Annotated in this window: 23 protein-coding genes; 13 read left to right on the plus strand and 10 right to left on the minus strand. The window is 60.1% G+C overall.

The window, feature by feature from the left end; translation table 11 throughout:
• Positions 1-294 precede the first annotated feature (294 nt).
• Complete coding sequence (locus ACP7B9_RS01885; RefSeq protein WP_425860223.1) at positions 295-930, minus strand: malonic semialdehyde reductase; 636 nt, start codon at positions 928-930, stop codon at positions 295-297.
• 198 nt (positions 931-1,128) lie between these two features.
• On the opposite strand from ACP7B9_RS01885, the gene ACP7B9_RS01890 reads away from it, so the two are divergent.
• Complete coding sequence (locus ACP7B9_RS01890) at positions 1,129-2,436, plus strand: ATP-binding protein (protein WP_425860225.1); 1,308 nt, start codon at positions 1,129-1,131, stop codon at positions 2,434-2,436.
• Between the two features lie 42 nt (positions 2,437-2,478).
• On the opposite strand, the gene corA is transcribed toward ACP7B9_RS01890, so the two are convergent.
• From corA to ACP7B9_RS01905, 3 genes are all read right to left on the minus strand, one after another.
• Positions 2,479-3,474, minus strand: a complete 996-nt coding sequence (gene corA, locus ACP7B9_RS01895; RefSeq protein ID WP_425860227.1) for a magnesium/cobalt transporter CorA — start codon at positions 3,472-3,474, stop codon at positions 2,479-2,481.
• A gap of 62 nt (positions 3,475-3,536) precedes the next feature.
• Complete coding sequence (locus tag ACP7B9_RS01900; RefSeq protein ID WP_425860228.1) at positions 3,537-4,052, minus strand: Lrp/AsnC family transcriptional regulator; 516 nt, start codon at positions 4,050-4,052, stop codon at positions 3,537-3,539.
• Between the two features lie 117 nt (positions 4,053-4,169).
• The gene (locus tag ACP7B9_RS01905) at positions 4,170-5,201 is read right to left on the minus strand and encodes a nitronate monooxygenase (protein ID WP_425860230.1); all 1,032 of its coding nucleotides are present in this window, start codon (positions 5,199-5,201) and stop codon (positions 4,170-4,172) included.
• Between the two features lie 17 nt (positions 5,202-5,218).
• Here ACP7B9_RS01905 and ACP7B9_RS01910 point away from each other — a divergent pair, with 17 nt between their 5' ends.
• Positions 5,219-6,160: an N-acetylglucosamine kinase gene (locus ACP7B9_RS01910; RefSeq protein ID WP_425860232.1), complete on the plus strand. Its 942-nt coding sequence runs from the start codon at positions 5,219-5,221 to the stop codon at positions 6,158-6,160.
• Positions 6,161-6,185: 25 nt separating this feature from the next.
• Here ACP7B9_RS01910 and ACP7B9_RS01915 read toward each other — a convergent pair whose 3' ends face one another.
• Positions 6,186-7,208: a LacI family DNA-binding transcriptional regulator gene (locus ACP7B9_RS01915; protein WP_425860234.1), complete on the minus strand. Its 1,023-nt coding sequence runs from the start codon at positions 7,206-7,208 to the stop codon at positions 6,186-6,188.
• 224 nt (positions 7,209-7,432) lie between these two features.
• Between ACP7B9_RS01915 and ACP7B9_RS01920 the strand changes: the two genes are divergently transcribed.
• The 4 genes from ACP7B9_RS01920 to ACP7B9_RS01935 all read left to right on the plus strand — a co-directional run bounded on the left by ACP7B9_RS01920 (position 7,433) and on the right by ACP7B9_RS01935 (position 12,493).
• The gene (locus tag ACP7B9_RS01920; RefSeq protein WP_425860235.1) at positions 7,433-9,286 is read left to right on the plus strand and encodes a glycoside hydrolase family 35 protein; all 1,854 of its coding nucleotides are present in this window, start codon (positions 7,433-7,435) and stop codon (positions 9,284-9,286) included.
• A gap of 53 nt (positions 9,287-9,339) precedes the next feature.
• Entirely contained in the window at positions 9,340-10,332 is a 993-nt protein-coding gene (locus ACP7B9_RS01925; protein WP_425860237.1) for an ABC transporter substrate-binding protein, read from the plus strand.
• Between the two features lie 67 nt (positions 10,333-10,399).
• Entirely contained in the window at positions 10,400-11,617 is a 1,218-nt protein-coding gene (locus ACP7B9_RS01930; protein WP_425860239.1) for a pyridoxal phosphate-dependent aminotransferase, read from the plus strand.
• A 15-nt stretch (positions 11,618-11,632) separates the two neighbouring features.
• A complete protein-coding gene (locus tag ACP7B9_RS01935; RefSeq protein ID WP_425860241.1) occupies positions 11,633-12,493 on the plus strand; it encodes a PPK2 family polyphosphate kinase in 861 nt (286 codons plus the stop codon).
• Between the two features lie 12 nt (positions 12,494-12,505).
• On the opposite strand, the gene ACP7B9_RS01940 is transcribed toward ACP7B9_RS01935, so the two are convergent.
• Entirely contained in the window at positions 12,506-12,736 is a 231-nt protein-coding gene (locus ACP7B9_RS01940) for an exodeoxyribonuclease VII small subunit (protein WP_425860243.1), read from the minus strand.
• Between the two features lie 39 nt (positions 12,737-12,775).
• Positions 12,776-14,011, minus strand: coding sequence for an exodeoxyribonuclease VII large subunit (xseA, locus tag ACP7B9_RS01945; RefSeq protein WP_425860718.1), 1,236 nt, complete (start codon positions 14,009-14,011; stop codon positions 12,776-12,778).
• Between the two features lie 142 nt (positions 14,012-14,153).
• Between xseA and ACP7B9_RS01950 the strand changes: the two genes are divergently transcribed.
• Both ACP7B9_RS01950 and ACP7B9_RS01955 read left to right on the plus strand, forming a co-directional pair.
• Positions 14,154-14,987, plus strand: a complete 834-nt coding sequence (locus tag ACP7B9_RS01950; protein ID WP_425860245.1) for a hypothetical protein — start codon at positions 14,154-14,156, stop codon at positions 14,985-14,987.
• A 10-nt stretch (positions 14,988-14,997) separates the two neighbouring features.
• Complete coding sequence (locus ACP7B9_RS01955; protein ID WP_425860246.1) at positions 14,998-16,077, plus strand: 4-hydroxy-3-methylbut-2-enyl diphosphate reductase; 1,080 nt, start codon at positions 14,998-15,000, stop codon at positions 16,075-16,077.
• A 26-nt stretch (positions 16,078-16,103) separates the two neighbouring features.
• On the opposite strand, the gene ACP7B9_RS01960 is transcribed toward ACP7B9_RS01955, so the two are convergent.
• Entirely contained in the window at positions 16,104-17,288 is a 1,185-nt protein-coding gene (locus ACP7B9_RS01960; protein WP_425860248.1) for a DNA recombination protein RmuC, read from the minus strand.
• A gap of 153 nt (positions 17,289-17,441) precedes the next feature.
• On the opposite strand from ACP7B9_RS01960, the gene ychF reads away from it, so the two are divergent.
• Complete coding sequence (ychF, locus tag ACP7B9_RS01965) at positions 17,442-18,527, plus strand: redox-regulated ATPase YchF (protein WP_425860249.1); 1,086 nt, start codon at positions 17,442-17,444, stop codon at positions 18,525-18,527.
• A gap of 117 nt (positions 18,528-18,644) precedes the next feature.
• Here the strand turns inward: ychF and ACP7B9_RS01970 are convergent, their stop codons facing one another.
• Together ACP7B9_RS01970 and ACP7B9_RS01975 are read right to left on the minus strand one after the other, a co-directional pair.
• The gene (locus tag ACP7B9_RS01970; RefSeq protein WP_425860251.1) at positions 18,645-19,565 is read right to left on the minus strand and encodes a toll/interleukin-1 receptor domain-containing protein; all 921 of its coding nucleotides are present in this window, start codon (positions 19,563-19,565) and stop codon (positions 18,645-18,647) included.
• Between the two features lie 330 nt (positions 19,566-19,895).
• Positions 19,896-20,627 carry a hypothetical protein gene (locus ACP7B9_RS01975; RefSeq protein WP_425860253.1) on the minus strand — a complete coding sequence of 244 codons (732 nt, stop codon included), beginning with the start codon at positions 20,625-20,627 and terminating at the stop codon, positions 19,896-19,898.
• A 130-nt stretch (positions 20,628-20,757) separates the two neighbouring features.
• On the opposite strand from ACP7B9_RS01975, the gene ACP7B9_RS01980 reads away from it, so the two are divergent.
• The 4 genes from ACP7B9_RS01980 (at position 20,758) to ACP7B9_RS01995 (ending at position 24,098) form a co-directional block, all read left to right on the plus strand.
• Entirely contained in the window at positions 20,758-20,976 is a 219-nt protein-coding gene (locus ACP7B9_RS01980) for a type II toxin-antitoxin system RelE/ParE family toxin (protein ID WP_425860255.1), read from the plus strand.
• 763 nt (positions 20,977-21,739) lie between these two features.
• Positions 21,740-22,282 carry a TIR domain-containing protein gene (locus ACP7B9_RS01985; protein WP_425860257.1) on the plus strand — a complete coding sequence of 181 codons (543 nt, stop codon included), beginning with the start codon at positions 21,740-21,742 and terminating at the stop codon, positions 22,280-22,282.
• A gap of 41 nt (positions 22,283-22,323) precedes the next feature.
• Complete coding sequence (locus tag ACP7B9_RS01990; RefSeq protein WP_425860720.1) at positions 22,324-23,181, plus strand: DUF4231 domain-containing protein; 858 nt, start codon at positions 22,324-22,326, stop codon at positions 23,179-23,181.
• Between the two features lie 194 nt (positions 23,182-23,375).
• On the plus strand, positions 23,376-24,098 hold the full coding sequence (locus ACP7B9_RS01995) for a hypothetical protein (protein ID WP_425860259.1): 723 nt from the start codon (positions 23,376-23,378) through the stop codon (positions 24,096-24,098).
• Positions 24,099-24,290: the final 192 nt, after the last annotated feature.

Raw genomic sequence — 24,290 nt, forward strand, 5'->3', positions numbered from 1 at the left:
GGTCACACTGCGCTCATGTTATCCATATCACACCCTTATGGGAAGGTTATTAACTGCCCGGCGGGCTCGTAGTACGGCGCCACAGCTTGAGCGTGGCATCTGAAATGGACGGCGGAGAGCGTCGGAGCCGTGAAAAAGCGCCATGCCATTACGCGGGTGATCGGCGCCCGGCGGTGCCGTTCGTGGATTGGGTACGCAAAAGCGCGCTGCCCTTCGTGAAAAACGAGGACAGCGCGCTTGCGAGAAGAGCAGTCCGCAGTCAGAGCTGCTGGACTGGAAAACAGTGGAACAGATTTACAACGTTACGGTGGCCAGGTCGAAGTCCAAGCGGTGCAGACGGTCGTGGGTGCTGGGCTGGCCGGCCGGCTTGCCCAGGTTGATCACCATGAAGGACTTGTGGGTGGAATCTGCGTTGAACTCGGCGTCAACACCGGCGGGGTTGAAGCCTGTCATGGGGCCAACTGCCAAACCTGCGGCGCGGGCTGCCAAGATGAAGTAGCCGGCCTGCACATGTGCGTTGTTGTTGCCCATTGTGGTGCGGCTTTCAGCGTTTGCCTCGAACATGGGCATCAGCATGTCGGCCATGTGCGGCGCCGTGGTGGGCAGCAGGGAGTGCCATTCGGTGTTGAAGCTCAACACTGCCACCATGTGAGCCGTCAGGGTCTTGGCCTTGTTGCCGTCCATCATGTGCTCAGCCAAGCGCTCGCGAGCCTCGGCCGATCGAACCCAGGTTATGCGCAGGGGCTGGGCGTTGAATGCGGTGGGTCCCATCTTGGTCAGGGCGTAAACGGCCTGCAGGGTTTCGTCTGAAATCTCCTCATCGGACCAGCTATTGGCCGTGCGGGCATCCAGGAACAGTGCCGCCGTGGCGTCGCTGTCGAGGGTGAGCTGCGAGTCAAGATCGATTTCGGTGGTGATGTCAATGCTCATGAGCCGGCTTTCTGTTGCTGAAGATGTTGTTCTCATAGATGCACAGCGTTGAAGAGCTCCCGCTTGTTTCCGCTTTAGGTGTGAGTTTCGGCACGGTCAAAGGGCGGACCTTGCTGGGCGGGCTCGCCGCACTATGTCATGATGCAGTGACGGGGCGAGGGTGCCGTGACGTGGTTAGCGCAAAGGAGCGGCAATTACATGACAGCTTGGATCATCCGTGATTTTCACCCGCAGGATGTTGAGGGCATCCTCCAGCTGTGGCAGTCGTTGCGAGAAAATGGTGTGGAACCCGTCTATGATCTGGCCGAGGTTCTAGCTTCCTGCGAAAAGGACCATGCCGTGGTGGCGGTGCAGGGCGAGTACGTTATTGGCGCCGCAGTAGGTAGGGCGGCCCACGATCAGGGTTGGATCGTTTTCCTAGCAACCCTGCCCGAGTTCCGGGGCAACGGCATTGGCACCTTGTTGCTGGCCGCCGTGGAAAACCGGATGGCCGCGCACGGCCTAAACAAACTCTCGGCACTCATGCCGGAGACGGAAACCCGTGTTGAGGCCTTCAGTAACCGCGGCTTCGTGGTGAAAAAGAACTTGCGCTATTTTGAGCGCCGCATCCCCGTCCAGCGAGCCGAACTCGCCGCGCTGGAGGAGCTGGGTGGCAGGCTTTTGCCCCGCGACCTCTGGGATCGGGTGGCCGGCATGGCCGCCGAAAAGGAACTCCTTGAGCGGCGCCTCGTCATGCCTCTGGCCGAGTCCACGCTGGCGGAAGAATTCGGTGTGGTGCCGCCCCGCGCCGTCGTACTTTTTGGCCCTCCCGGAACGGGAAAGACAACCTTTGCCAAAGCGATTGCCTCGCGTCTGGAGTGGCCGTTTGTTGAGGTGTTCCCATCGCGGTTGGCCGGAGAGCCCGGCGGCTTGGCCGGGGCCCTGCGCCGAACCTTCCTAGAAATTGCGGAACTGGAGCACGCCGTGGTGTTCATCGACGAGGTCGAGGAGATCGCTTCGCAGCGTTCGGGGGACCAGCCATCCCCCATGCAAGGCGTCACGAACGAGCTCCTGAAGATCATTCCGGCGTTTCGCGAGCAACCCGGGCGGCTGCTGGTGTGCGCCACGAACTTCATCCGCTCATTGGACTCGGCGTTCCTGCGGCACGGCCGCTTTGACTACGTCATCCCTATTGGACTGCCCGACGACGAGGCGCGCACAGCCATGTGGAACCGTTTCATTCCCGCGCACGTGCTGGAAAATATTGACGTGGCGACGTTGGTCAAGGCCAGTGGCGGGTTCTCACCTGCCGACATTGAGTTTGCGGCCCGCAGTGCGTCCCAACGTGCGTTGGAAAAGGCCATGTTCGACGGCGGTGACCCCGCCGGCCTCGCCAGTCGCCGATCAACAGTCCGAGGTCCGGTGACGGCCGATTACCTTGAGACCATTGCCGAGACGAAGGCAACCGTCAGCGATGCGGTGGCCGCGGACTTCCTGGAGGATATCGCCGCACTGGCTAGGACCTAGCCTGAATAGACCTAGCCTGAATAGACTTAGCCTGCGTAACAGCTAGAGCCAGGTCTTCCTCTTGAAGATGATGTACATGCCCAAGCCGACGAGGAACATCAGGGCCAAGGCGAAGGGGTAACCGAACGCCCAATGAAGCTCGGGCATGTGATCAAAATTCATGCCGTAGATGGATCCAACAAAAGACGGTGCGAACAAGATGGCGGCCCAGGAGGAGATTTTCTTCATCTGTTGGTTCTCTGCGGCACTCGCCTCGTTTTGACGGTTGGTAGTCAGTGTTCCGTCGACCGTTAGCGCGTTTTGCAACAACTGCCGAAACGAGTCTGCCCTGGCGGTCACTGATTCAACATGGTCTTCGACGTCGCGAAGGTAGCGCTGGAGCTCAACGTTGACCTGATACTTGGCGAAGCCGCCCTTGAGCCGCTCGAGCATGTCGCGCAGTGGATGGATGGCCCGCTGGAATTGGATGACCTCGCGGGAAAGTTGGTAGATGCGGCGGGAGACGTTGGGATCGCCGGCAAAGAGCTGGTCCTCGATCTCATCAATGTCATTTTCCAGGCCGTTGACCACCGGCTGGTAGTCATCGACCACTTGGTCCACGATCGCATAAAGCACAGCTTCGGGACCCATAGCCAAGAGTGCCGGATCGGCTTCGAGCCTGGTCCTGGTGGAGGAGAGACCAGGGGTTTCAGCGTGGCGAATCGTGACCACAAAGTCCTTGCCGGTGAAGATGTGTAGTTCGCCAAACTCCACCGTTTCATCCTCATCGATGTATCTGGCGGGCCGAAGCACGGTGAAGAGGACGTCGTCGTACCTCTCCAGCTTGGGACGCTGGTGAGCCATGATGGTGTCCTCAACCGCCAGCTCATGAAGCGAAAACTCGGCGGCGAGGGACTTCATCTCGGCAGCATCCGGGCGGAACATGCCGATCCAGGCCATTCCGCCGCAGGAGTCCATCACCTCATATGTCTGCTCGAGGCTGTGCGGGTTAGCGAAGCGCAAGCCGTCCACGTACACGGCATTATCAATGATGGTCACCTGCCCATTATGGATGAGCCGGGGCGAAAACGTGTGCGACGGCTCGGCGCCGCTTCGTCGAGTCAGTCCAGCGGGCCGGTGTGTCCCGGAATGTGCTTGAACACCAGGGTGGTTTCGGTGTGACCCACCACTGGATCGGTTGTCAGGTTATCCAAAACCCAATCGCGCAGGGCATCGGTGTCGCGGACGGCAATGTGCAGCAGGTAGTCCACGGATCCTGAGGTGTGAAAAGTGGAAAGCACCTCGGGCAGCAGGGGAACGCGTGCGGTAAAGGTATCGATCTGGTCCCTGTCGTGGGCGCGCAGCCGCACGGCGATCAGGGCCTGCACCGCCCTGCCAATCGAGGCAAGATTCAGCTTGGCCTCAAAGCCCTCGATGGCCCCGCGTTCCATGAGCGCGCGCGTGCGCATCAACGCGGTCGACGGCGCGATCCCCACAGCGTCCGCCAGGTCCCGGTTCGTGATGCGGGCATCCGAAACCAATGTGTCGATAATCTGGCGGTCGACGGCGTCCAGCGTCTCGGGTGTTTGGGGCCCCTGAGGCTGTTCTCGCCGAACGTTCTTCGTCGCTGATGCCATGGGATCCTCCAAGATTCATGATGATGCTGTCCATCTCCGCCGAGCGTGGCAGTCGATAGTTCGCCATACTAGCAAATTACCGAATAACCGAACAATGCGGGGCGGGTTCAGGGAATCTTAGAGGCCCTGCAGGAATTCCTTGATCACATCTGCTGCGGGCCCGCTTTGGGCGGACTTCCAGCCCGAACCTGCCCAAAGATTCAGGGCTCGCGGGTCCTGTGCGGCGGAAGCAGCCGCGCGCAAGGGAGCCGTCAGGAAATGTACTTCCGGGTAGGCGTGCGGTGCGGATTCTGAATGGTCGCGGACAAACTCATTGACAAGTGCGCGGGCCGGCTTGCCCGTGAAGGCTCGCGTCATGGCAGTGCGAGTGTAGAGAGGATCCGCCAGTGCGTCCTTGTGAAGGGGGCGTGCACCGCTTTCAGCTGTACGGATCAGGGCCGTGCCGATGGCTGCAGCCTCGGCACCAGCTGCCAAGACAGCCTTCACATCCGCTGCGCTGGCAATGCCGCCGGCGCCAACCAGAGGAAGCGTCACTGCGGCCCGGACGGCCGCAACGAGCTCCGGCAAGGTGGCGGTATCGGCCGCGCCTGCGCCCGGGAGAAACGCCGCGGTGTGTCCGCCGGCACTGGAATGTTGGACCAAGAGGGCATCGACGCCCGTTTCGACGGCGGCCCGCGCCTCCGCCACGCTTGTCACCGAGGCCACCACCTGGGTGCCCGCCTTCTGCAGTTGCGCCACAATCCGAACGGGCGCCAGACCGAAGGTGAAGCTGACCATGGCGACCGGATCGGCCAGCAGCAGATCGAGCTTCTCGGCCCAATAATCCTGGACCCGCGGATCGTCTTCCGCCAGAACCAGATCGGGCACCTCGGCACCATACCGCCCCGCTGTTTCACTTAATTCCGTGCGGTAGGCGGCCAAAGCTGCGGACTCGCTGGCAGTCGGTGGTGACGTTCGGGGGACAAACAAGTTCACGCCGAAGTCGATGCCCGCCGCGCGCAACGGCGCAAGGTGGGTGGCAAGCTGCCCAGCGCTCTTGTAGCCACCGGCGGCGAAGGCGAACGCGCCGGCGCCGTGGGTGGCCAAGGCGAGCTCCGCCGTCGTGGTTCCACCGGCCATGGGTGCGGCGATCAAGGGTGTGATGAACATGGCATTAGTCTAGTTCTGTGGACACTACCCCCCTAAACTCACCGAACTCACCGAAGTATCCTGCGCGCTTCGTAGGGCTTGATATTGGCGGCTCCAAAACCCGGGGCATCGTATGGACCGACGGCGCCGTCACCTCCGATTTCAGCGTTGGCAGCACCAACGTCCAGAACGTGAGCCCGGAGATAGCCCGGGAAAACATGACGCAACTTTTCGACACCCTTGACGCGAACGGCGCCACCGAGGTTTTTGCCGGTGCAGGCGGCGTTGACACGGACGACGACGCCGCAGCCTTGCGCGCCTTGATCACTCCTTTCGTGCCAGGCGCCAAGGCGACAGTTGTGCATGACACCCGCCTCTTGCTTGCCGCCGCGGGGGCAATCGAGGGTGTTGCAGTGATTGCCGGAACGGGATCGGCCGCATGGGGAGTCAACGCGGCTGGGGTTGAGGCCCGTGCCGGTGGCTGGGGATATCTGCTCGGCGATGAAGGCAGCGGCTATTGGCTTGGTCGGGAGGCGGTCCGCCACAGCTTGCGGCGCATGGACTCGGGCGAGCCGGCCGACGAACTCACAGTGGCGCTGCTGGACTATTGCGGGCTTGGCTCACCTGAGGAATTGATCGCCCACTTCCACCAGGGCACCACGCGCCGCTACTGGGCCGCTTCCTCACCTGTCATTTTTGCTGCTGCCGCGCGGGGCCACGAACATGCTCTGGCGTTGGTGGACCAGGCCGCCGCTGATCTGGCCGGGATGGCCGCAAAGGTCGCCGGTCAGTTGAGCATTTCCGGCCCCATCGTGCTTGGCAGTGGCCTGGGCAGTAATGTCCCGGCACTCCAAGATGCTTTCAGGGCTCACCTTTCCAAGCGGGGCATCACTGACGTGCATATTCTGGCCCAGGACCCCATCTTCGGCATCCCGCTGCTGGTTGCCCAGGCGCAGGCCTTGACTGCGGGGCCGAACTAGTCGGCTGTTAGCCCACAGCCAGCTGTTAGTTCTCAGCCGACGGGGGAGCGGTGCTGCCGCGGACCATCAAGGTTGGTGCCACCAAATCGTGGGTGCTGTTGATGTTGGGGTCGGCGATCTGGGCCACTAGGCGTAGCACGGCGCGTCGTCCGGTGTCCTCGAAGGATTGGCGAACTGTCGTCAGCGGCGGGTTTGAATACGCGGCCAGATCGATGTCATCGATACCCACCACGGAGACTTCTTCCGGAACACGACGGCCGAGTTCAGCCAGCGCCCGGAGCACTCCGAAGGCCATTTCATCGCTGGCAACAAAGATTGCCGTGACCTCCGGCATGCGGCCAAGGATGAGCCCGTTGTGATAGCCCGATTCGGGGCTCCAATCGCCATGCAGCTCGGGTGGAACCTCGCAGCCAGCTTCCAGGAGGGTCCGTCGCCAGCTGTTCAGGCGGCTTGCCGCATCCGACCATTCGTTGGGTCCGGCCACATGCCACACCGTTTTGTGCCCCAGGTCCAGCAGGTGCTGGGTGGCGAGAACGGCGGCGATGTCCTGATCCACACCCACCATGCGCTCGCCCATGCTCGAGGAACCATCGGTATTGATCGTGGGGATTCGGGCGGTGAGCTTATTGATCTGTTCCGCCGCCTCCTGCAGTGGGGCCGCAATGATGATGCCGTCCACGCCCTGGAGGACCAAGCGGCCAACGGCGTCCGTCAACCCCTGAACGGTGAGGTCGGAGGTCACGGCGTTGACGGTGTAACCGGCCTCGCGTGCGCCGAGCTCCACGCCGAGGGCCAGGGCGGCCTTCGAGAAATTGTTCGTGGCGAGGGTCAGCACGCCAATGGTCTTGGAGCGCCCGGTCACCAGCGCCCGGGCCGTGTTGTTCCTGCGGTACCCAAGCTCTTCGACCACGGCTAGCACCCGACGGCGGGTGCTTTCCTGCACGTTGGGATGATCGTTGAGCACACGAGAAATGGTCTGCGCGGATACCCCGGCTGCGGTCGCGACGTCACGCATTGACGGACCACGTGTGTATTGCTGCGCGCTCATTGAGTTCCTTCTCGGCTGGGCTAGGCTTGCGGGTTGGCGTCACCAACTGTGAAAAACTACCAGGGTGATTCCTGAATGTTTACTTGTAACATACCGTGAACTCATGCAGTTGGGCATGAATTCGTGACATTCATGGTCTGATAGTGCGTAATATTGTTATCGATAACAGAAGTTTTGCCCTCATTTCGAATCATTAGTTCGAATCACTAGTGCCAGGAGATTAGTTGTCTACTTTCGCCACCCTGCAAGATGCAGCTGCCCCGGCGCTGAGCTATGCCGATCGCCAGCTGTTCAAGAATGGTGAACCGCACCGCATCATCGCCGGAGCCGTCCACTATTTCCGGATCCATCCGGAGCAGTGGCAGGACCGCATCGATCGGCTCGTGGCGCTGGGCGTCAATACGCTGGATACCTATGTGGCCTGGAATTTTCACCAGCCCCACAAGGATGCCGCGCCTGATTTCACGGGGTGGAAGGATCTGGCCCGGTTCATTACCCTGGCCGGTGACGCGGGCTTGGATGTCATTGTCCGGCCAGGGCCGTACATTTGCGCCGAGTGGGACAACGGCGGATTCCCGGCGTGGGCCATTTCCAACCCGGAGATGGTGCTGCGCTCCTCCGACCCGCTATTCACCGGCGCCGTCGAGGAATGGTTTGCGCACCTGCTTCCCGTCATCGAGCCGCTTCAGGCCTGTCATGGCGGACCGGTCATCGCCGTCCAGATCGAAAATGAATACGGCAGCTACGGTGATGATCAGGCCTACCTGCGCTGGAACCGACAGGCTCTCATTGATGGCGGCATCAGTGAAATCCTGTTCACGGCCGACGGCGGCACGGACTATTTCCTTGACGGCGGCGCCCTGCCGGACACGTGGGCAACGGCTACGCTCGGCTCCCGTGGCCAGGAAGCCGACGAAATTTGGGAGCGCCGGCGACCCGGCGAGCCCTTCTTCAACGTGGAATTCTGGAATGGCTGGTTTGACCACTGGAGCGAAGATCACCACACCCGTGCCAGCGTAGAGGCGGCAGCGGAGGCCACAAAGATCCTAGATGTGGGCGGCTCGATCTGCCTGTACATGGCTCACGGTGGAACCAACTTCGGTCTGGGCTCCGGTGCCAACCACGACGGCGTCATTCAGCCAACAGTGACAAGCTACGACTCTGACGCGCCCATCGCCGAGGACGGTCGCCTGACCGAGAAATTCCACGCCATGCGTGCCGCCTTCCATGCGGCCTCGGGCCGTGAGCTCACTGCCGTGCCGGAACGCCTCCAACGTCCGGCACCCACGCTTCCTGCCGCCACCGTTGAGCTGACTCACCGAACGGCGCTGTTGGACTTTGTACGCGCCGAACATCCGGTGTCCAGCGTCAAGCCGCTGTCCTTTGAACAGCTTGGCCTCGATCGCGGCATGGTCCACTACAGTGCCAAGGCCGTCCTGCCATCGGGTGAGGGAACCATCAAGATCCGCGGTCTCCATGACCGGGCCTACATCTGGGTGGACAACGTCTTTGCCGGTGTTCTGAGCGATGGTACCGGAGAGACCGGCCTCACGGTCACAGGCGCAGGTGTGCCTGCCCGCCTTGAAATTCTCGTTGAGAATCAGGGCCGCATCAACTACGGGCCCTTCTTTGGCCAGGGCAAGGGCATCCTTGACGGTGTTCTGGTCAACCAGCGCTACGTCTTCCATTGGGAGCAGCGGGCCATCGATCTGGACAAGCCGCTGGCCGAGCTGCTGGAAATGGCGGCAACGGAGGCAACCGAGGTCGCGGAGGTCGCCGATGGCCCTGCGCTCGGTACGGGCTTCTTCCACGGCGAGTTGGACGTTGACGAGCCGGCCGATAGCTATGTGGCGCTTCCTGGCTTTGGCAAGGGGCTTATCTGGATCAATGACTTCCTCCTTGGCCGTTTCTGGGAAGTGGGGCCGCAGATCACGCTCTACCTGCCGGCGCCGCTGCTCAAAGCTGGAATCAACACCGTCACAGTGCTTGAACTTGAGCACGGTGGAACCCATGCTGAGTTCCGCACGGAACCTGACTTGGGCGCCGTCGGGGTAACGTATGTTGAGGATTTGGGCTAAGCAAGAAACCAGCCACAGACCAACTACAGACCAACGTCTTAGGAGAGGCCACAGTGCGTCGGAAGCTTGTGCATCGGAAGCTCGTGCACCCGAAAGTCGTGGCCGCACTAACGGTGGCTGTGCTCCTTGTGGGCACGGCCACCGCGTGCACTCCTGAGCCAATAGACAACATTCCGAGTGCCTCACAGGTGCCCGGTGAGACGGTCCTAAAGATCGGGACGCCGCAGGTGCCTGATGGTGTGGACCCCGCAGAAGGCGCCTTGTTGGCGCACGTTTATGCGGCCTCGCTCTACGCGGCGGGGGTGCAGGCTTCCGTGGTGGAAACTCCCGCAGCAGCCGGAACATTGTTGTCAGGAGTTGAGCAGGGCAGCGTGGATATTGTGCCCATCTACTCCCGGGTTGCCCTGACCGAGGTAGCCGAGCCGGCCACCGCAGAGACAGCAAGTGAGGCCCTGGATGCATTGCAGGCGGCTCTGCCCGACAGCCTGAAGCTTCTGGATCCCACCAAGGCAGAAGATCGGGACAGCATTGTGGTGACGGCCGTGACGGCCCAGAAATACCAGCTCAAGAGCCTCGCCGATGTAGGCAAGGTATGCGAGAAGCTCACCATGGGCGGCTCCTCGGCCTTCAAGACCAAGGAAGGCGGCCTTTCGGGATTGGGTAGTGACTACAACTGCATCCCGAAGAAGTACGAATCCTTGGATCCCACACTGGAGTTCGGTGACTCCAGCACCTTGTGGGCGCTGTTGCGTGATGACGTTCAAATGGCGGGGATTCACAGTTCCTCACCCGCCATTGCCGATAACGCCTTGGTGGTATTGAGTGATCCCAAGGGCCTGTTTCCCAGCCAAAACATCGTTCCATTAGTAGCAACAGCGAAAGTCAACGACGCTTTGCAGCAGGTCATCAACAAGGTCAGTGCAGCCTTGACTACCGAAGAGCTCAGCAACCTCAGCCGCCTATCCCAGGATGGCCATTACGCCACGTTGAGCGAAGCGGCGACCGCCTGGCTAACCCAACAGGGGCTGGTCAAGGCCAGTTCTTAACCATTGGCCCCAACCGATCGGCACGTTGCGGGCGCCAACACCCGGTGCCGTGTGCCATATTTGGTAAATGGCAGAATTCACTCAGTCCACCAAGCTCCACAACGTTCTCTACGACATCCGCGGTCCCGTCTTGGAACGGGCCCAAAAGTTGGAGGCCGAAGGCCACCGGATCCTGAAGCTGAACATTGGCAACCCGGCGCCCTTCGGCTTTGAAGCCCCGGACGCGATTCTGGTGGACATGATCCGCCACCTGCCCCATGCCCAGGGATACAGTGATTCCCGCGGCATTTTTTCGGCCCGTACCGCCGTTGTTCAGTACTACCAAACGCGTGGCATCCACAACATCCATGTTGACGATGTTTACCTTGGCAATGGGGTCAGCGAGCTCATCACCTTGTCCCTCATGGCGTTGCTGAACAATGGCGACGAGGTGCTGGTCCCCACGCCGGACTACCCCCTGTGGACAGCCTCCGTGAGCCTGGCCGGCGGGCGCCCCGTGCACTACATCTGCGATGAGGACAACGAATGGTGGCCGGATCTTGAGGATCTGGAAGCCAAGATCACGCCCAAGACCAAGGGCATGGTCATCATCAACCCCAACAATCCCACGGGCGCCGTGTACCCGCAGCACATTGTGCAGGGCATGGTGGATCTGGCCCGTAAGCACAGTCTGGTGGTCTTCTCGGACGAGATCTACGAGAAGATCCTCTATGACGGCGCCGAACACATCAATACGGCCACCATTACCGGTGACGAAGTGCTGTGCATGACCTTCAGCGGTCTGTCCAAGGCGTACCGGATCTGTGGTTACCGCTCAGGTTGGCTGGCCATTTCCGGACCTAAGTCCCGTGCCGCGGACTACCTCGAAGGCATCAACCTGCTCGCGAACATGCGCATGTGTGCCAATGTCCCCGGACAGCACGCCATCCAGACGGCATTGGGTGGGCATCAGAGCATTGAGGACCTGATTCTGCCCGGCGGCAGGTTGAAGGAACAGCGCGATATTGCGTACCGCATGCTCAACGAAATTCCGGGTGTCTCCGTCAACCAGGCCAAGGGTGCGCTGTACTTGTTCCCGAAGCTTGACCCCGAGGTGTACCCCATCAAGAGCGACGAGAAGTTTGCCTTGGACTTGCTGGAATCACAAAAGATTCTCGTTTCTCATGGCACCGCGTTCAACTGGATTCGCCCCGATCACTTCCGTCTTGTCACCTTGCCTAACGTCAAGGACCTCGAAGAGGCTATTGGCAGGATTGCCGAGTTCCTGAGTACGTACAAACCCTAAGGAAAGGTTCCACCCATGCCCCTGCCCGTTGGTTTTACCAAGCACCCCGCCGATTTGTTGCGCGTTGGACCAGAATTTTCGCTGGCCAAACAGCCCACCAATGCCTCGCCTGGCTTTTCTGGAAAGAAGGCCGACGGCGCTGCAGCCTTGACCGCACGGGCGCCCGTTCTGGCCGAGCTTCAAGAGAAGCTCTTTGCCCAAAGCCGTTTCGGTGGGACGAAATCAGTGCTCTTGATCCTGCAGGCTATGGACACAGCTGGTAAAGGCGGGATCGTTGGGCATGTGGTGGGATCGGTGGATCCTCAGGGCATCAAGCTGACAACGTTCAAGGCACCCACCGATAAGGAAAAGGCACACCATTTTCTGTGGCGCATTCGCCCCGGCGCGCCAGAGCCGGGCATCTTCGGCGTGTTTGACCGTTCGCACTATGAGGATGTGTTGATTCACCGAGTGCACGAATGGGCTGACGAGAACGAACTCGAGCGGCGCTATACGGCCATTAACAAGTTTGAGGAAAAGCTGGCTGCGGCCGGCACCACGGTAGTTAAGGTCATGCTCAATATCAGTCCGGCCGAGCAGTTGGAGCGACTCACCGCACGCCTTGGGGATCCCACCAAATATTGGAAGTACAGCCCCACGGATCTGGACGAACGTAAATTCTGGCCGGAATATATGGACGCTTACCAGCGGGTTTTTGAGAAAACCAGCACCGAAAATGCGCCGTGGTATGTGGTTCCGGCAGACAAGAAATGGTACGCGCGCTTAGCGGTTCAGGAAATCCTGATCCAAGCATTCGAAGGGCTAAAACTGGAGTGGCCCGTGGGCGACTACGACCTGGATAAGGAACGGGCGCGACTGAAGGACGCCGTCATCTAGCGTTAGTTGTAGTTATGAGTCCTCTGTGGCACGGGCGGCGTCAAGGCGTGCCTTGGCGCCTTCCAGCCATTCCTCGCAACGCTTGGCCAAGGCTTCGCCCCGCTCCCACAGTGCCAGCGAATCTTCAAGGCTTGAACTGCCGGCCTCGAGTTGATTGACCACGTTCATCAATTGTTCGCGGGCTTGTTCGTAGCTGAGCGCGGCGATGTCTGCAGTGGCGGGGTTCGGTGTTGGGGTGCTCATGGGGTTCCTTCTGTTGTGGCTGGGATCTGCGGACGTTAGCTAGTTACTTGAGGCGGTGAAATCGCCACCGGCCACGCGGATCATTAGGGGTGTTCCGGGGGAGACCTGTTCGGGCGCCCGGACGATGGTTCGGTCTTCGAGCTGGACCACGGCGTAGCCCCGGTCAAGGGTCTTTTGCGGCGACAGTGCACGGACCTGGGCCCGCAGGTGCGCCAATTGATCATGATGCCGGCCAACCTGGGTGCGTACAGCGTTCAGGGCACGGCCGCGCGAGGAGGCAACGTCGTCGTACCGGGTAGTGATCATGACTTCCGGGTTGGCCAGCACAGGCCGGGTACGGAGGTAGGCCAGCCGCTCGCTTTCACGCTCCAAAAGGTTCTCAATCCTGCGATTGAGCTGCGTCCGGGCTTGATTCACGCGGCGCAGTTCATCGCCCACGTCGGGCACGATGCGCTTGGCGGCATCGGTCGGCGTGGAGGCGCGGAGATCGGCCACCTCATCCAGCAGCGGCCGGTCTGCCTCATGGCCAATGGCGCTGACTACCGGTGTCTGGGCCGCGGCGACGGCGCGCACCAAGGATTCATGGCTGAACGGCAGCAGGTCCTCGAGGGAACCGCCGCCGCGGGCAATGACAATTACATCGATCCTGGGATCGGCATCAAGTTCGGCCAAAGCGCCGATGACCCCGGCCACGGCGTTGACGCCCTGGACGGGAACTTCGCGAACCTCAAACTCCACGGCAGGCCAGCGCAGGGCGGCATTGCGCAGCACATCCTTCATGGCGTCTGAATTGCGGCCGGTAATCAGGCCAATCCGATGTGGCAGCAAGGGTAGGGGTTTCTTGCGGCGGGGGTCGAAAAGGCCCTCGGCAGCCAAGGCCTGGCGTAATTGTTCAATGCGGGCCAGCAGGTCTCCCAAGCCCACCGGGCGGATGTCCTGACCCTGCATGGACAGGCGCCCGGTCTTGAGCCAAAAATCGGGTTTGAGTTGGGCCACTACGCGGGAGCCGCGTTCCAAGGGAGCCTCCAGTCGGCTCAGGACCGAACCCCATACCGTGACGCTCAGGGACACCTCGGCATCAATGTCTCGCAAGGTCAGGTAGCTGACGTTGGCGCGCTTGTTCAGCTCGATCACCTGCGCCTCGACCCAGGCAGGCGGCGCCTTTTCAATGTGGGACTTGAGCTTTTGGCTCAGCATCTGCAACGGCCAGGGGTTGTCAGGTGTGGTTTCGGCCGCCGTTGGTGCAAGGATCTTCTGCTCCGGGGTGTCCGCCATAACCGTATCGCCGTCCTTCGTTGCTAAGTGGTGCCTTGAAATAACCATATCTTCATGCACTGACACTGGCTCACCGCTGTCCACAGGCTTCGACTAGTCTGGAAAATCATAGTCAACACTTTTTCGTTGTTTGGGATGATTCATGCGCACTGCTGTTTCCGCTCTTCTTGTCATTCTGGCCCTTGTGGCCGCAGCCGTGGCCGGACCTGCCATGTGGTTGCAGAAAAACGTCATCGACCAGGCCGGGTTCGTCGAGTTGGCGGGACCATTAGGCAGCAACAAATCGTTCCAGGAGGGCCTGTCCGCCCTGGCTGCCTCGCAGGCGACGGCGTCCATTGACCTGCCATCCCAGCTCACCGACCTGGCCGCGGCCGTCATCCAAAGTGCGGCCCAGAGCATCTACACGGAACCCGGATACGACCAGGCCTGGACAGAAACCCTGCAGCGCAGCCATGCATTGACCTTTGCCGCGGCCGGCAACAAGGATATTCAGGGTGACCTGCAGTTGGACATTGCCCCGCTGGTGGCCCTGATAGCCATTAAGGTCAGCGACTCCACGGGTGTTGCCCTGCCCACGCCCAAGGACGTTGTTGTGGCCCTGGAACAACCCCGGCTAGCCCGTTTGTTGCCCGCGGCGACCACGCTCGGTGGTTGGGGAGGGTGGCTGGCGTTCATCGCCATCGACCTTTTGGTGCTTGGCCTCGTTGCCGCACGACGGCGTGCGCTGACGCTCATACTCGCTGGCGCAGGGCTGGCCACCGTGGCGCTGGTGTGGCTGTTCGCATCAGGAATTGTGCAGAGCGTACTGGCCGGCATGGCCACGGGCCCCGAGGCGGCCCAGCAATTTGGGGTGGAGCTGGGATCCTTGGCCCGGGAGAGCTGGCAGGGCGGGATCAACGCCACCTTTGTTATTGCCGGGGTGCTGGCGCTGGCCGGTGTTGCAACTCTCATCGTGAAGCGCAGGCGCACCACGTAGGATGGTGGGTATGAGTTCCACTGCCGTTTCCTTGTCCATGCCCGCCGTTCCGCGACGTCGCAGGTCGCCCGAAGAGGTCGCTGCCGCGGCCCCGGTGACCGGAGAAAAGCGCGTCTTGCTCGCCGCTCCGCGAGGATATTGCGCCGGTGTGGATCGCGCCGTCATCGCCGTGGAAAAGGCCCTGGAGCATTACGGTGCGCCTGTTTACGTGCGCAAGCAGATTGTTCACAACGTGCATGTGGTTTCTTCCTTGGAAGCCCGCGGTGCCATCTTCGTGGAAGAAAATGAAGAAGTTCCCGAAGGCGCATTGGTCGTTTTCTCCGCACACGGTGTCTCCCCGGCTGTGGTTCAGTCGGCCGCCGACCGCGGGCTGCGCACCATTGATGCCACCTGCCCGCTGGTGACGAAGGTGCACAAGGAAGCCGTCAGGTTTGCCAAGGAACAAAACCATATTCTCCTCATCGGCCACGAAGGCCACGAAGAAGTGGAAGGCACCTACGGCGAAGCGCCGGAGAGCACCACGATCGTGAACAATCCGGAAGAGGCTCGCACCGTTCAGGTCGCTGATCCGGACCACCTGATCTGGCTCTCACAGACCACCCTTTCGGTCGATGAGACGATGGAGATCGTCGACATCCTGCGTGAGCGGTTCCCGAAGTTGCAGAACCCGCCCAGCGACGATATTTGCTACGCCACCACGAACCGCCAGTCGGCCATCAAGGAGATCGCCCCACAGGCGGACCTCGTGATTGTGGTTGGTTCGGCCAACTCTTCTAACTCAGTTCGTCTAGTGGAAGTTGCCCTGGAATACGGCGCGAAGGCCTCCTACCGGGTTGATTTTGCCCACGAGATTGACGAGACCTGGTTTGAAGGAGTCGCCAGTGTCGGCGTCACGAGTGGTGCCTCTGTGCCTGAAGTTCTGGTCCAGGATGTGCTGGCACTGCTGGACGAATACGGCTTCACGTCCGTGAATGAGGTAGTCACCGCCAAGGAAGACATCCTGTTCTCGCTGCCCAAGGAATTGCGTGCAAAGCTCAAGGCTGCCGGAGATCCCGATTACAAGGGCGTCAAGAGCTCCAACCTCTTGTAGTGAGTTCCAGCAGTTAGCTCCTGTAGTTAACTCCATGAAGGATCGTTGAATTCCGGCGCAGTCAGGACCCGCGGCGTGACCTCGACGTGAACGGGGGATTCCAATGATTGCGGGTCAAGCGCATTGAGTTTTCGGGCCGTGGGCAGGACCCGGGCTTCCAGCGTCCCCACCAGCTTGTTGTAGCGGTCGACGCTTGTCTTCAGCGAGACACCCACGGCCGAAACCGCCTCACCCATAGTGCCAAGGCGCGTGTACAGCTGTGCCGACAGTTCAAAGAGCTCCTTGGCGCTTTCGGTCAGCACATCCTGTCGCCAGCTAAATGCCACGGACTTCAGGATTGCCATGAGCGAGATCGGGGAGGCGAGCACCACGTTCTTGGACATGGCGTAATCCAGCAGACCCGGATCGGCCATCAACGCAGCCGAAAGAATTGACTCAACCGGGACGAAGCAGATCACAAGTTCCGGGGAGTTCGTTGCCGACGCCCAGTAGGCCTTGCCGGCCAGAGCATCGATGTGGACCTTGACGGCTTTTGCGTGGCGCGCCAAGTGTTGCTGCGATTCCACGCCGTCCGGAGTGTCGGCGTCGTGCGCGTTAAGGAAAGAGGTCAGCGGCACCTTGGCGTCCAGAACCAGTTCCTTGCCGCCGGGCAGCCGCACCACCATGTCGGGGCGGTGCACGCCGTCGTCCGTTGCGGTGTGAACCTGCTCCTGGAAATCAACGTGGGACAGCATGCCGGCAGCTTCAACAACGCGGCGCAGCTGGACCTCCCCCCACTTTCCGCGGGCGCTGTTGGACCGCAGCGCGGAGGCAAGGGAAGAGGTGGTTGCCAATAATTTGGCGTCGGCTTCCTTGGCCTCACGGAGTTGTTCGGCGAGCTGGCCGTACTGCTCAACACGATCGCGCTCCAGCAAGGAAACCTGGCGCTGCACGGCATTGAGTTTCTCTGACACCGGGCCCAGCGCCTGAAGGACATTGGAATCGGTGCCCTGCCGTGCCGAGAGCGCATGGTTCTGCGAGGCGAGAAGCCTGCGTTCGGCATCCGCCGCGGCAAAATTGGCATTGAGCGCCGCCGCCCGCTCATGGGCCGCGTCAGCTTCCTCCGTTGCACCGCGCAGCCTTCGCAGCAGCACCCACGCCACCACGGCAGCACCCAGCACAGCGCCAACCAACAACATCAAGATGGCTACAAGCCAAGCGATTCCAGTCATGAAACCACCTTCGCATGAGGCTCCGACATTCTGGGGCGGGCGCTCAACGTGTGCTGGTGTTAATGGCAAAACAAGGTGTTCTAACTACCTCATTTGCGCCTAACACCAGCTCAAGTGTCCGCCGCGGTGGCAATGCCGGTAGAATCACTTACCGTGGCTCTTACTATTGGCATCGTCGGACTGCCCAACGTCGGCAAATCAACTCTTTTCAACGCACTGACGCGCAACAACGTGCTCGCAGCGAACTACCCGTTCGCAACGATCGAGCCCAACGTTGGCATCGTCAGCCTGCCCGATCCCCGCTTGGCAGAGCTTGCTAAGGTCTTCGGATCTCAGCGATTGCTCCCGGCAGTTGTGACCTTCGTGGACATCGCTGGCATCGTCAAGGGTGCTTCGGAAGGTGAAGGTCTGGGAAATAAGTTCCTGGCCACCATCCGCGAGGCTGAGGCCATCGCCCAGGTCATCCGTGTCTTTGATGACCCCGATGTAATTCACGTGGACGGCAAGGTGGATCCGCGCTCCGATATGGAGACCATCAACACCGAGCTGATCCTTGCCGATATGCAGACGGTTGAAAAGGCCATCCCGCGCATCGAAAAGGCCGTCAAGCTCAAGCAGCGCGATGCAGCCGAGCTGAAGGCCATCTTGGCAGCGCTTGCTGTCCTCGAACGAGGCGACACCATCTTCTCCTCCATCAAGAGCGACAAGCTTGAGCTGGAGCACCTGCAGGAGCTGAGCCTGCTGACGGCCAAGCCGTTTATCTACGTGTTCAACGTCGATGACGCTGTGCTGGGCAACCCGGAGCGTCAGGAAGAACTGCGCGCGCTCGTAGCTCCCGCCGACGCCATCTTCCTTGACGCCAAGCTCGAGGCTGACCTCGTTGAACTTGACGAAGAAGAAGCCCGTGAAATGCTGGAAATGAACGGGCAGGAAGAATCCGGTCTGGACCAGCTGGCTCGCGTTGGTTTCCACACCCTTGGCCTGCAGACTTACCTGACCGCTGGCCCCAAGGAAACGCGTGCCTGGACCATTCGCCAGGGCGATACCGCTCCGCAGGCTGCTGGCGTCATCCACACTGATTTCCAGCGTGGCTTCATCAAGGCTGAAGTTGTCCACTTCGATGACCTCATCGAGGCCGGCTCCATGGCCGAGGCAAAGGCCAAGGGCAAGGTCCGCATCGAAGGCAAGGAATACGTCATGCACGACGGCGACGTGGTGGAGTTCCGCTTCAACGTGTAATCATCAGTTCTTATGGAAAGGGCCAAGCTTGCGATTCGATGCAAACTTGGCCCTTTCCTCTTTGACGGAGATTCCCTAGTGGTCTTTGGAATCAGCGGAACCTTGAACTGTTTCGGATCACGAGGACGCGATGACTCGCCATCGGAACGTGACGTACGGCGCGGTGTAGGGGACGTCCGTGGTTTCCCTCCGCACGTCAACGATCTCAACGACGGCTAGTCGACCGTGTTCATTCATCAGCACAACGCTCTGGCCGGCGCTCGGAGTAACTGAGCGCCCTGGGACTAGATGTCGCTCCAGATCGGCATCGTCGGGCGTCCCGCCGCGAACGAGGCCCACAGCCGTCCCATAATCCTTGTAGACATATATAGAGTCATTGCTGTGTCCGCTGACAGTAAATGCGAAGTCAGAGTCCCCGAAGCCCCAGCGGAAGGTTTTCCCTGGTGCATCTTCATATGCGAAGCGAAACTCGCCCACCAAGTCTGGGTTCCGCCACTGCGAGGGCTCTTCACGCACGGCTTGTTGTTCCAAGCGCGTAGAGCGCTCCCGAAGCGTAGCGATCGGAGTCGCGCTGTCGCGGTTGGTCGGGAGCCCGGCGATCCAACGCCAGAGGTCTTCGACCTGTTCGGCTCCGGGGAACTGCTGAAGGCTGCCAGATGAGTGGTTGAAATCGAAGCCCTTCGGCATGGTATCGCCTAGCCACGAAGGCAACCTGCAACCGGGGTTATTGACGAACAGAGCTGACATCCAGTTGGCCTCATGGTCGCCATGCACCTCCGAGATCCAGCGGCTCTCCTTGCCGACGCCCGAATCTGGCATCGTGTCAGCCCTGTTGACGTAGTTCTGGTCGACAACGAGTAGCACGCGCTTGGAATCGTCCACGCGGCGCATGAAGCCGTTGAGGTCATTGCCATAATCGACATCGGCATCGATGAGCACGTCGAATCCGAGCGCCTTGAGCTGGGCTGCGAGTAGGCGTACCCACTCTCTGTGCTGGTCTGAAGTCCAGGCATACGAGATGAACAGATCCGCGCCCACAGGACTCCCTTTGTGAAATACTGCGGGCCCTGTGCGTGTAGGCACGGGCCTCGTCTGAGAAGTCTACAACGTGCTTCTCGCTGGACCAGGGTATGGGTGTTTTGGTGAGGTACCCCAAGCTACCCCGGCACCTGCCGGAGTATCTTGGGGTCGACCCCTCGAAAATGCGTCTGAGATCAGTGGCGTCGAGGAAGTCTCTGGTCACAGTCGAAGAAGTGCGAGGTCTCTCATCGGTTGGCGCTTTATCAGGGGAGCTGCACCATCAGCGCGCGGTCCTGGGCCGCTTCTAATCGAGGTCGCTGTACAGCTGGAATCGTTGAGCCGTCCATCTCACACGTCCGATGGAGTCGTTTCGGCGGTCTCGTTCGAAAGATCCACTACGAGTCCGTTGGGTCCGTGCCAACGTACCTCTCCGGAGGAGTAGTTAACCTTGCCGATCAGGCGAGAACTGAAGTGCCATTCGGTGAGGTCGGGCTCGTTGTATCCCTCCTCGGGTTTGAATCCCCAGGGGCGTCGTTCATCCCGGCGTACATTCGGCGCGGAGAAATGCGGCGGCACCGGGTAGTCCCCGCTGACGGAACACAGGGATCGCCGAACATACTCGATGTAGTTCAGCAGGTCACTGGCGTCGCGCCGCCGCAGGTCCTCGGAACGTTCAGGTTGCTCTGACTGATTGAAGCGGACTAGCCACGTCAGCGCATCCCATCGCGCGCGCAGTTCAGCCGGCAGTGCGTGTGAGTGGCTTGAACCCGATTGCAGTAGCACCGAGGCGCGACCGTTTCGTTCGCTATGAACGTCCGCTGTCGCCGCGAGTCGCACGAAGGACGCTGAGAGGTCCCTGTCGTCCCGCTTGACGGTCGTAAAGTCCGCGAGTGCCGCAATCAACTGATCGGCTGCGAAGGATCGCCGCCGATCCTCATCGGCGATCTGCGCTTCCCGCCTCTCTGTCGCTGCTAGTTCTGTCTCATGCTTCAAAACCTTGATGGTTTGTCGTGAGCCCACCCAAGCGGAGAGGACACCGCCAACGATCGCGCCTAAAAGGGCCGCCAGCATCTCAGTCATGCTGATGAGTATAGATTCCGGCACCGACAATGCTCAAGCGCAGTCGTTCTCCCGCTTCACGATCCGGTAGGGGGCGACCCGCTAGATACCGGGCATCTCGACGGCATCCTCGGCGCTGTCGCGAGAAGACTTGACGGGTTACCGGCTAACCTGGGCCGTGCTGAGCAACCTCTTGTCGATCTGGGTTTATATAGAGGAACGCTGCGACACTCTCCAGGCAGATACGTACGTTAACGAGATCAGGGAAGCGATTGCGCGCATCGCCGACAACCCCTCGCCGTGGTCGTGTCGTGGCAGTGAAGAGGTTGATATGTACCGGAACGTGGTTGAATTTAGATTTAATCTATAACCGCGTTCCGTCACTCATAGAACGTTTAGGGCGATTGAGCCCGTAGTTGCTCTCGCTAGGAGACGTTGTGGACTCAAACGCATGGTTAGGTTGGGCTGCGCTCCTTGTCGCAGCAACCGCGGTTCCGATAACGGTCTGGGCAACTCGCAGATGGGGAAATCGGAACGCGCGCCTCGAGCTCACTATAAAGGCGGCACCGATTCTGCCCAGAGGTGCTCGCCCAGGAGTCCTTGCTGTCACTTACCGCGAGTTTCCCATCGGGGATCCACATCTTGTGACCGTGGTTCTAAAGAACTCGGGGACGCGTGACTTGACGTCCGGGCATTTCGATGCCGGGCAGCCCGTGGTTGTGCGCTTCGATCGAACGTTCTATGGAATCACATACGTCTCTGGACATCCGCGAATTGTTTCTCCGAGTATTGGGGCTTCGGGAAACGAGGCCACCGTCTACATTGACCCGAGCTTACTAAAACGTGGCCACTCGTGGTCGTTTAGCGCGGTCGTGGAGGGACCAGCCGAGGTATCGGTGGAAGCACCGTTAATAGATACCGATATCAAGAGCATCGACAGCCTACCTGGGACAGCGTTGACAGTGCGATTGTCGCTCCGTGGAGTTTCGATAGACGCGCCGTTGCGACGTGGTTCTGACGAGTAAATTGTCAAGATTCTGCTCTGCTGTCGCGCGACTCATCTATGCGTGTCGGTGCCCGCCTGTAGAGTTCAACCAGCCTCACGATGAGCGTGAGTGCAAGAAAGGTTCTTGATGTCAACGCTGGCCAGCAACACGCGTAGGAAATGTTTCATCTCATATCATCACGCTAATGAAGCTGAAGTGCAGAGTTTCATCCAGGCCTTTGATCATGATCAGGATGTTCTGATTGCGCGAGGAATCGGCGCTAGCATGTCTGGTGACATTATCAATAGCGCGAACACCGATTACATTAAGGCTCAAATACGAGCAAAGTACTTCCGCGACACGACAGTGACAATCGTCCTAGTCGGACGTGAAACATGGGGGCGTAAATTCGTGGACTGGGAGGTGGGGGCATCATTGCGCAGTACCGCCACATCTTCGGCGAGCGGGTTACTTGCAATCACGCTTCCTTCGGCCGCAAATCAAACTGGTAGGCAGTTGCCCGCGAGGGTCAGCGATAACGTCAATGGTGAGATGGGGTATGCGCGTTGGTGGAAGTACCCGACTAGTGCTGCAAGCCTGGCAGAACTGATCGAGGAAGCCTACGTCGCAAGAACTTCGCGTGCGAATCTTCGAAACAACTCCCGCGACCTTCGTTCCCGAAACTCGTGACCGGGGAAGAACTGATTCTCTCGGATGCTGATCTGCCGGGAGTGTGGCGGGACGCTGACAGTTCATCTGCGCAAGGTCAACGATGGGCACTGATCCTTACTAGTGCAAAGGTGGGCGGGGGAGTGTTGGCTGCTCTGGGCGGTATTTTCGCGCTTCAGGATGGCGGAATTGGATTGGCACCATGGGTAGTGCTTATCGGGTTTGTTCTCGCACTCGTGAGTGAGATTGCCTCGTGGGTGTTCCAACCAGAGAAGAATTGGTACGACGGACGTGCCGTAGCCGAATCTGCGAAAACTCTCGCCTGGCGTTATGCCGTGGGAGCTGACCCGTTTCCGGCATCGATGGCCCGTGCTGTGGCAGAGGACCTATTCAGAGAGCGTATGTCTTCGGTAGCTGATCAGGTGTCAGATCGGATCGTGTTTGAGAGTGCGCATGCAGTGATTACGCCTCGGATGGATGAGCTCCGCCAAAGTTCATTCGAGGATCGCCGGGTGGTCTATGTCGAGGGAAGAACTCTAGACCAGCATCGCTGGTACTCCCGTAAGGCCCGAGAGAACCGTCATCGTGCGAATATCTGGCGGTTTCTCCTAATCGTTGCGGAGGTAGCAGCGGTATCGCTCGCCATTGGCCAAGTGTTCGGCGCGTGGGATGTCGATTTGGCCGGACTATTGGCTGCGGTCATCGGTGCTGGGACTGCATGGGTTGCTGTGAAGCAGTTCTCACCTCTCGCTTCCGCGTACTCAGTCGCGACGAAAGAACTGGCGTTGCAGGAGGTTAAGCTGCGAACAGTTTCAGAGGAACTATGGCCGCTCATGGCAGCTGATGCCGAGGAGGCAATCAGCCGTGAACACACAACTTGGGTCGCCTCCCGGACCGGACGCGCGACCTCACGTGGCTGAAGAACACAAAGGAGCAGGATATGGCTGGCATTTTCTTGTCGCACAGGTCAAGTTCTGAGAGGCGCGTGAAGGAGTTCGTTGGGCACTTTCTGGTCCGAACCTGTGGAGTCGATCCGTGGCATGTGTTCACCACATTCCAAGGAACCGAGGTTCCTCCGGGATCGATGACATACCCTCGAATAATGGGTGCGCTCATGGATGCACCCATTATCGTATTGTGGGCCGACCAGGAGTACTTCAAAAGCCTTAACTGCCTCGCAGAACTCGGTGCATCGATCGCAGCAAGAGGTGAGGTCTACTGTCTTTTGTCGCCGGAAATATCGATCGACCAGGTCCCAGCAGAGTTTCAATGGATGAGCTGGCGCTATGCGCACGATCCTGACCTCCTCGAAGGTCTGAGATCATCGATCGAAGGATCACCGGATATTGACCGGGCGCTGCATCTCCAGGAAGCGGACCGCCCATGCTGGTACGAGGGCATCGACGGACAGGCCGCAATGCACCTCGAGGAGTTTCAGCGGGCCTGGCCAAAACTTGTTGAGCATCGGCCGTTTCACTTTTCGGCCGGTCGGAAGAACGCGGCATTCGGTCTGTCAGTGTGGATTCTCGCCGACCAGCGAGTCGTTCCGGTTGTGTATGCGGACCGCGATCAAATCAGCGTGCTCAACTCTGACGCGTTGGTTGCGTATTTGAAGCAGAAGTACTCGGTCCCAGAAATCTATGCGCTCTGGCCCGAAGAGGAAACAGGGGTTAGTGCGCATGCGGGCGATGGCAGGATGCGACAACACGTTCAGCATGAACTGATCGCAATGGGAATTCCTCTGCCTCAAACGTCTCCCGTTGCGGAGCTCCGAACAGAGAAGAACTACTGGGCGCCGGGGTGGTTCGTGGCTTGGGCGGACACGGCCAGCACTTAGAGTCGCACAGGAGAGAGCCTCTGCTTGTCGGGTTGCGCTTTACGCGCGGCAATCCGGAGAGAGCCCGGACGGCATGGACCGTCAGAACCTTCGGCTAGCTACGCTCGCACAACTGGGCGGTTGGACGGTGGTCGGTAACTACACCGACAACGATGTATCGGTTTCCAAAGTCCGCTGTCGGAGCACCTGCAG

It is taken from the genome of Arthrobacter sp. TWP1-1 (assembly GCF_049897845.1).
Taxonomy (GTDB): Bacteria; Actinomycetota; Actinomycetes; order Actinomycetales; family Micrococcaceae; genus Specibacter.

What these genes read in the sequence shown, in the direction of transcription:
- ACP7B9_RS01885 (WP_425860223.1), bottom strand. Translation starts at nt 930, where the DNA reads ATGAGCATTGACATCACCACCGAAATCGATCTTGACTCGCAGCTCACC.
- ACP7B9_RS01890 (WP_425860225.1), top strand. Translation starts at nt 1,129, where the DNA reads ATGACAGCTTGGATCATCCGTGATTTTCACCCGCAGGATGTTGAGGGC.
- ACP7B9_RS01900 (WP_425860228.1), bottom strand. Translation starts at nt 4,052, where the DNA reads ATGGCATCAGCGACGAAGAACGTTCGGCGAGAACAGCCTCAGGGGCCC.
- ACP7B9_RS01905 (WP_425860230.1), bottom strand. Translation starts at nt 5,201, where the DNA reads ATGTTCATCACACCCTTGATCGCCGCACCCATGGCCGGTGGAACCACG.
- ACP7B9_RS01915 (WP_425860234.1), bottom strand. Translation starts at nt 7,208, where the DNA reads ATGAGCGCGCAGCAATACACACGTGGTCCGTCAATGCGTGACGTCGCG.
- ACP7B9_RS01930 (WP_425860239.1), top strand. Translation starts at nt 10,400, where the DNA reads ATGGCAGAATTCACTCAGTCCACCAAGCTCCACAACGTTCTCTACGAC.
- ACP7B9_RS01935 (WP_425860241.1), top strand. Translation starts at nt 11,633, where the DNA reads ATGCCCCTGCCCGTTGGTTTTACCAAGCACCCCGCCGATTTGTTGCGC.
- ACP7B9_RS01940 (WP_425860243.1), bottom strand. Translation starts at nt 12,736, where the DNA reads ATGAGCACCCCAACACCGAACCCCGCCACTGCAGACATCGCCGCGCTC.
- xseA (WP_425860718.1), bottom strand. Translation starts at nt 14,011, where the DNA reads ATGGCGGACACCCCGGAGCAGAAGATCCTTGCACCAACGGCGGCCGAA.
- ACP7B9_RS01950 (WP_425860245.1), top strand. Translation starts at nt 14,154, where the DNA reads ATGCGCACTGCTGTTTCCGCTCTTCTTGTCATTCTGGCCCTTGTGGCC.
- ACP7B9_RS01955 (WP_425860246.1), top strand. Translation starts at nt 14,998, where the DNA reads ATGAGTTCCACTGCCGTTTCCTTGTCCATGCCCGCCGTTCCGCGACGT.
- ACP7B9_RS01960 (WP_425860248.1), bottom strand. Translation starts at nt 17,288, where the DNA reads ATGACTGGAATCGCTTGGCTTGTAGCCATCTTGATGTTGTTGGTTGGC.
- ACP7B9_RS01975 (WP_425860253.1), bottom strand. Translation starts at nt 20,627, where the DNA reads ATGACTGAGATGCTGGCGGCCCTTTTAGGCGCGATCGTTGGCGGTGTC.
- ACP7B9_RS01985 (WP_425860257.1), top strand. Translation starts at nt 21,740, where the DNA reads ATGTCAACGCTGGCCAGCAACACGCGTAGGAAATGTTTCATCTCATAT.
- ACP7B9_RS01995 (WP_425860259.1), top strand. Translation starts at nt 23,376, where the DNA reads ATGGATGCACCCATTATCGTATTGTGGGCCGACCAGGAGTACTTCAAA.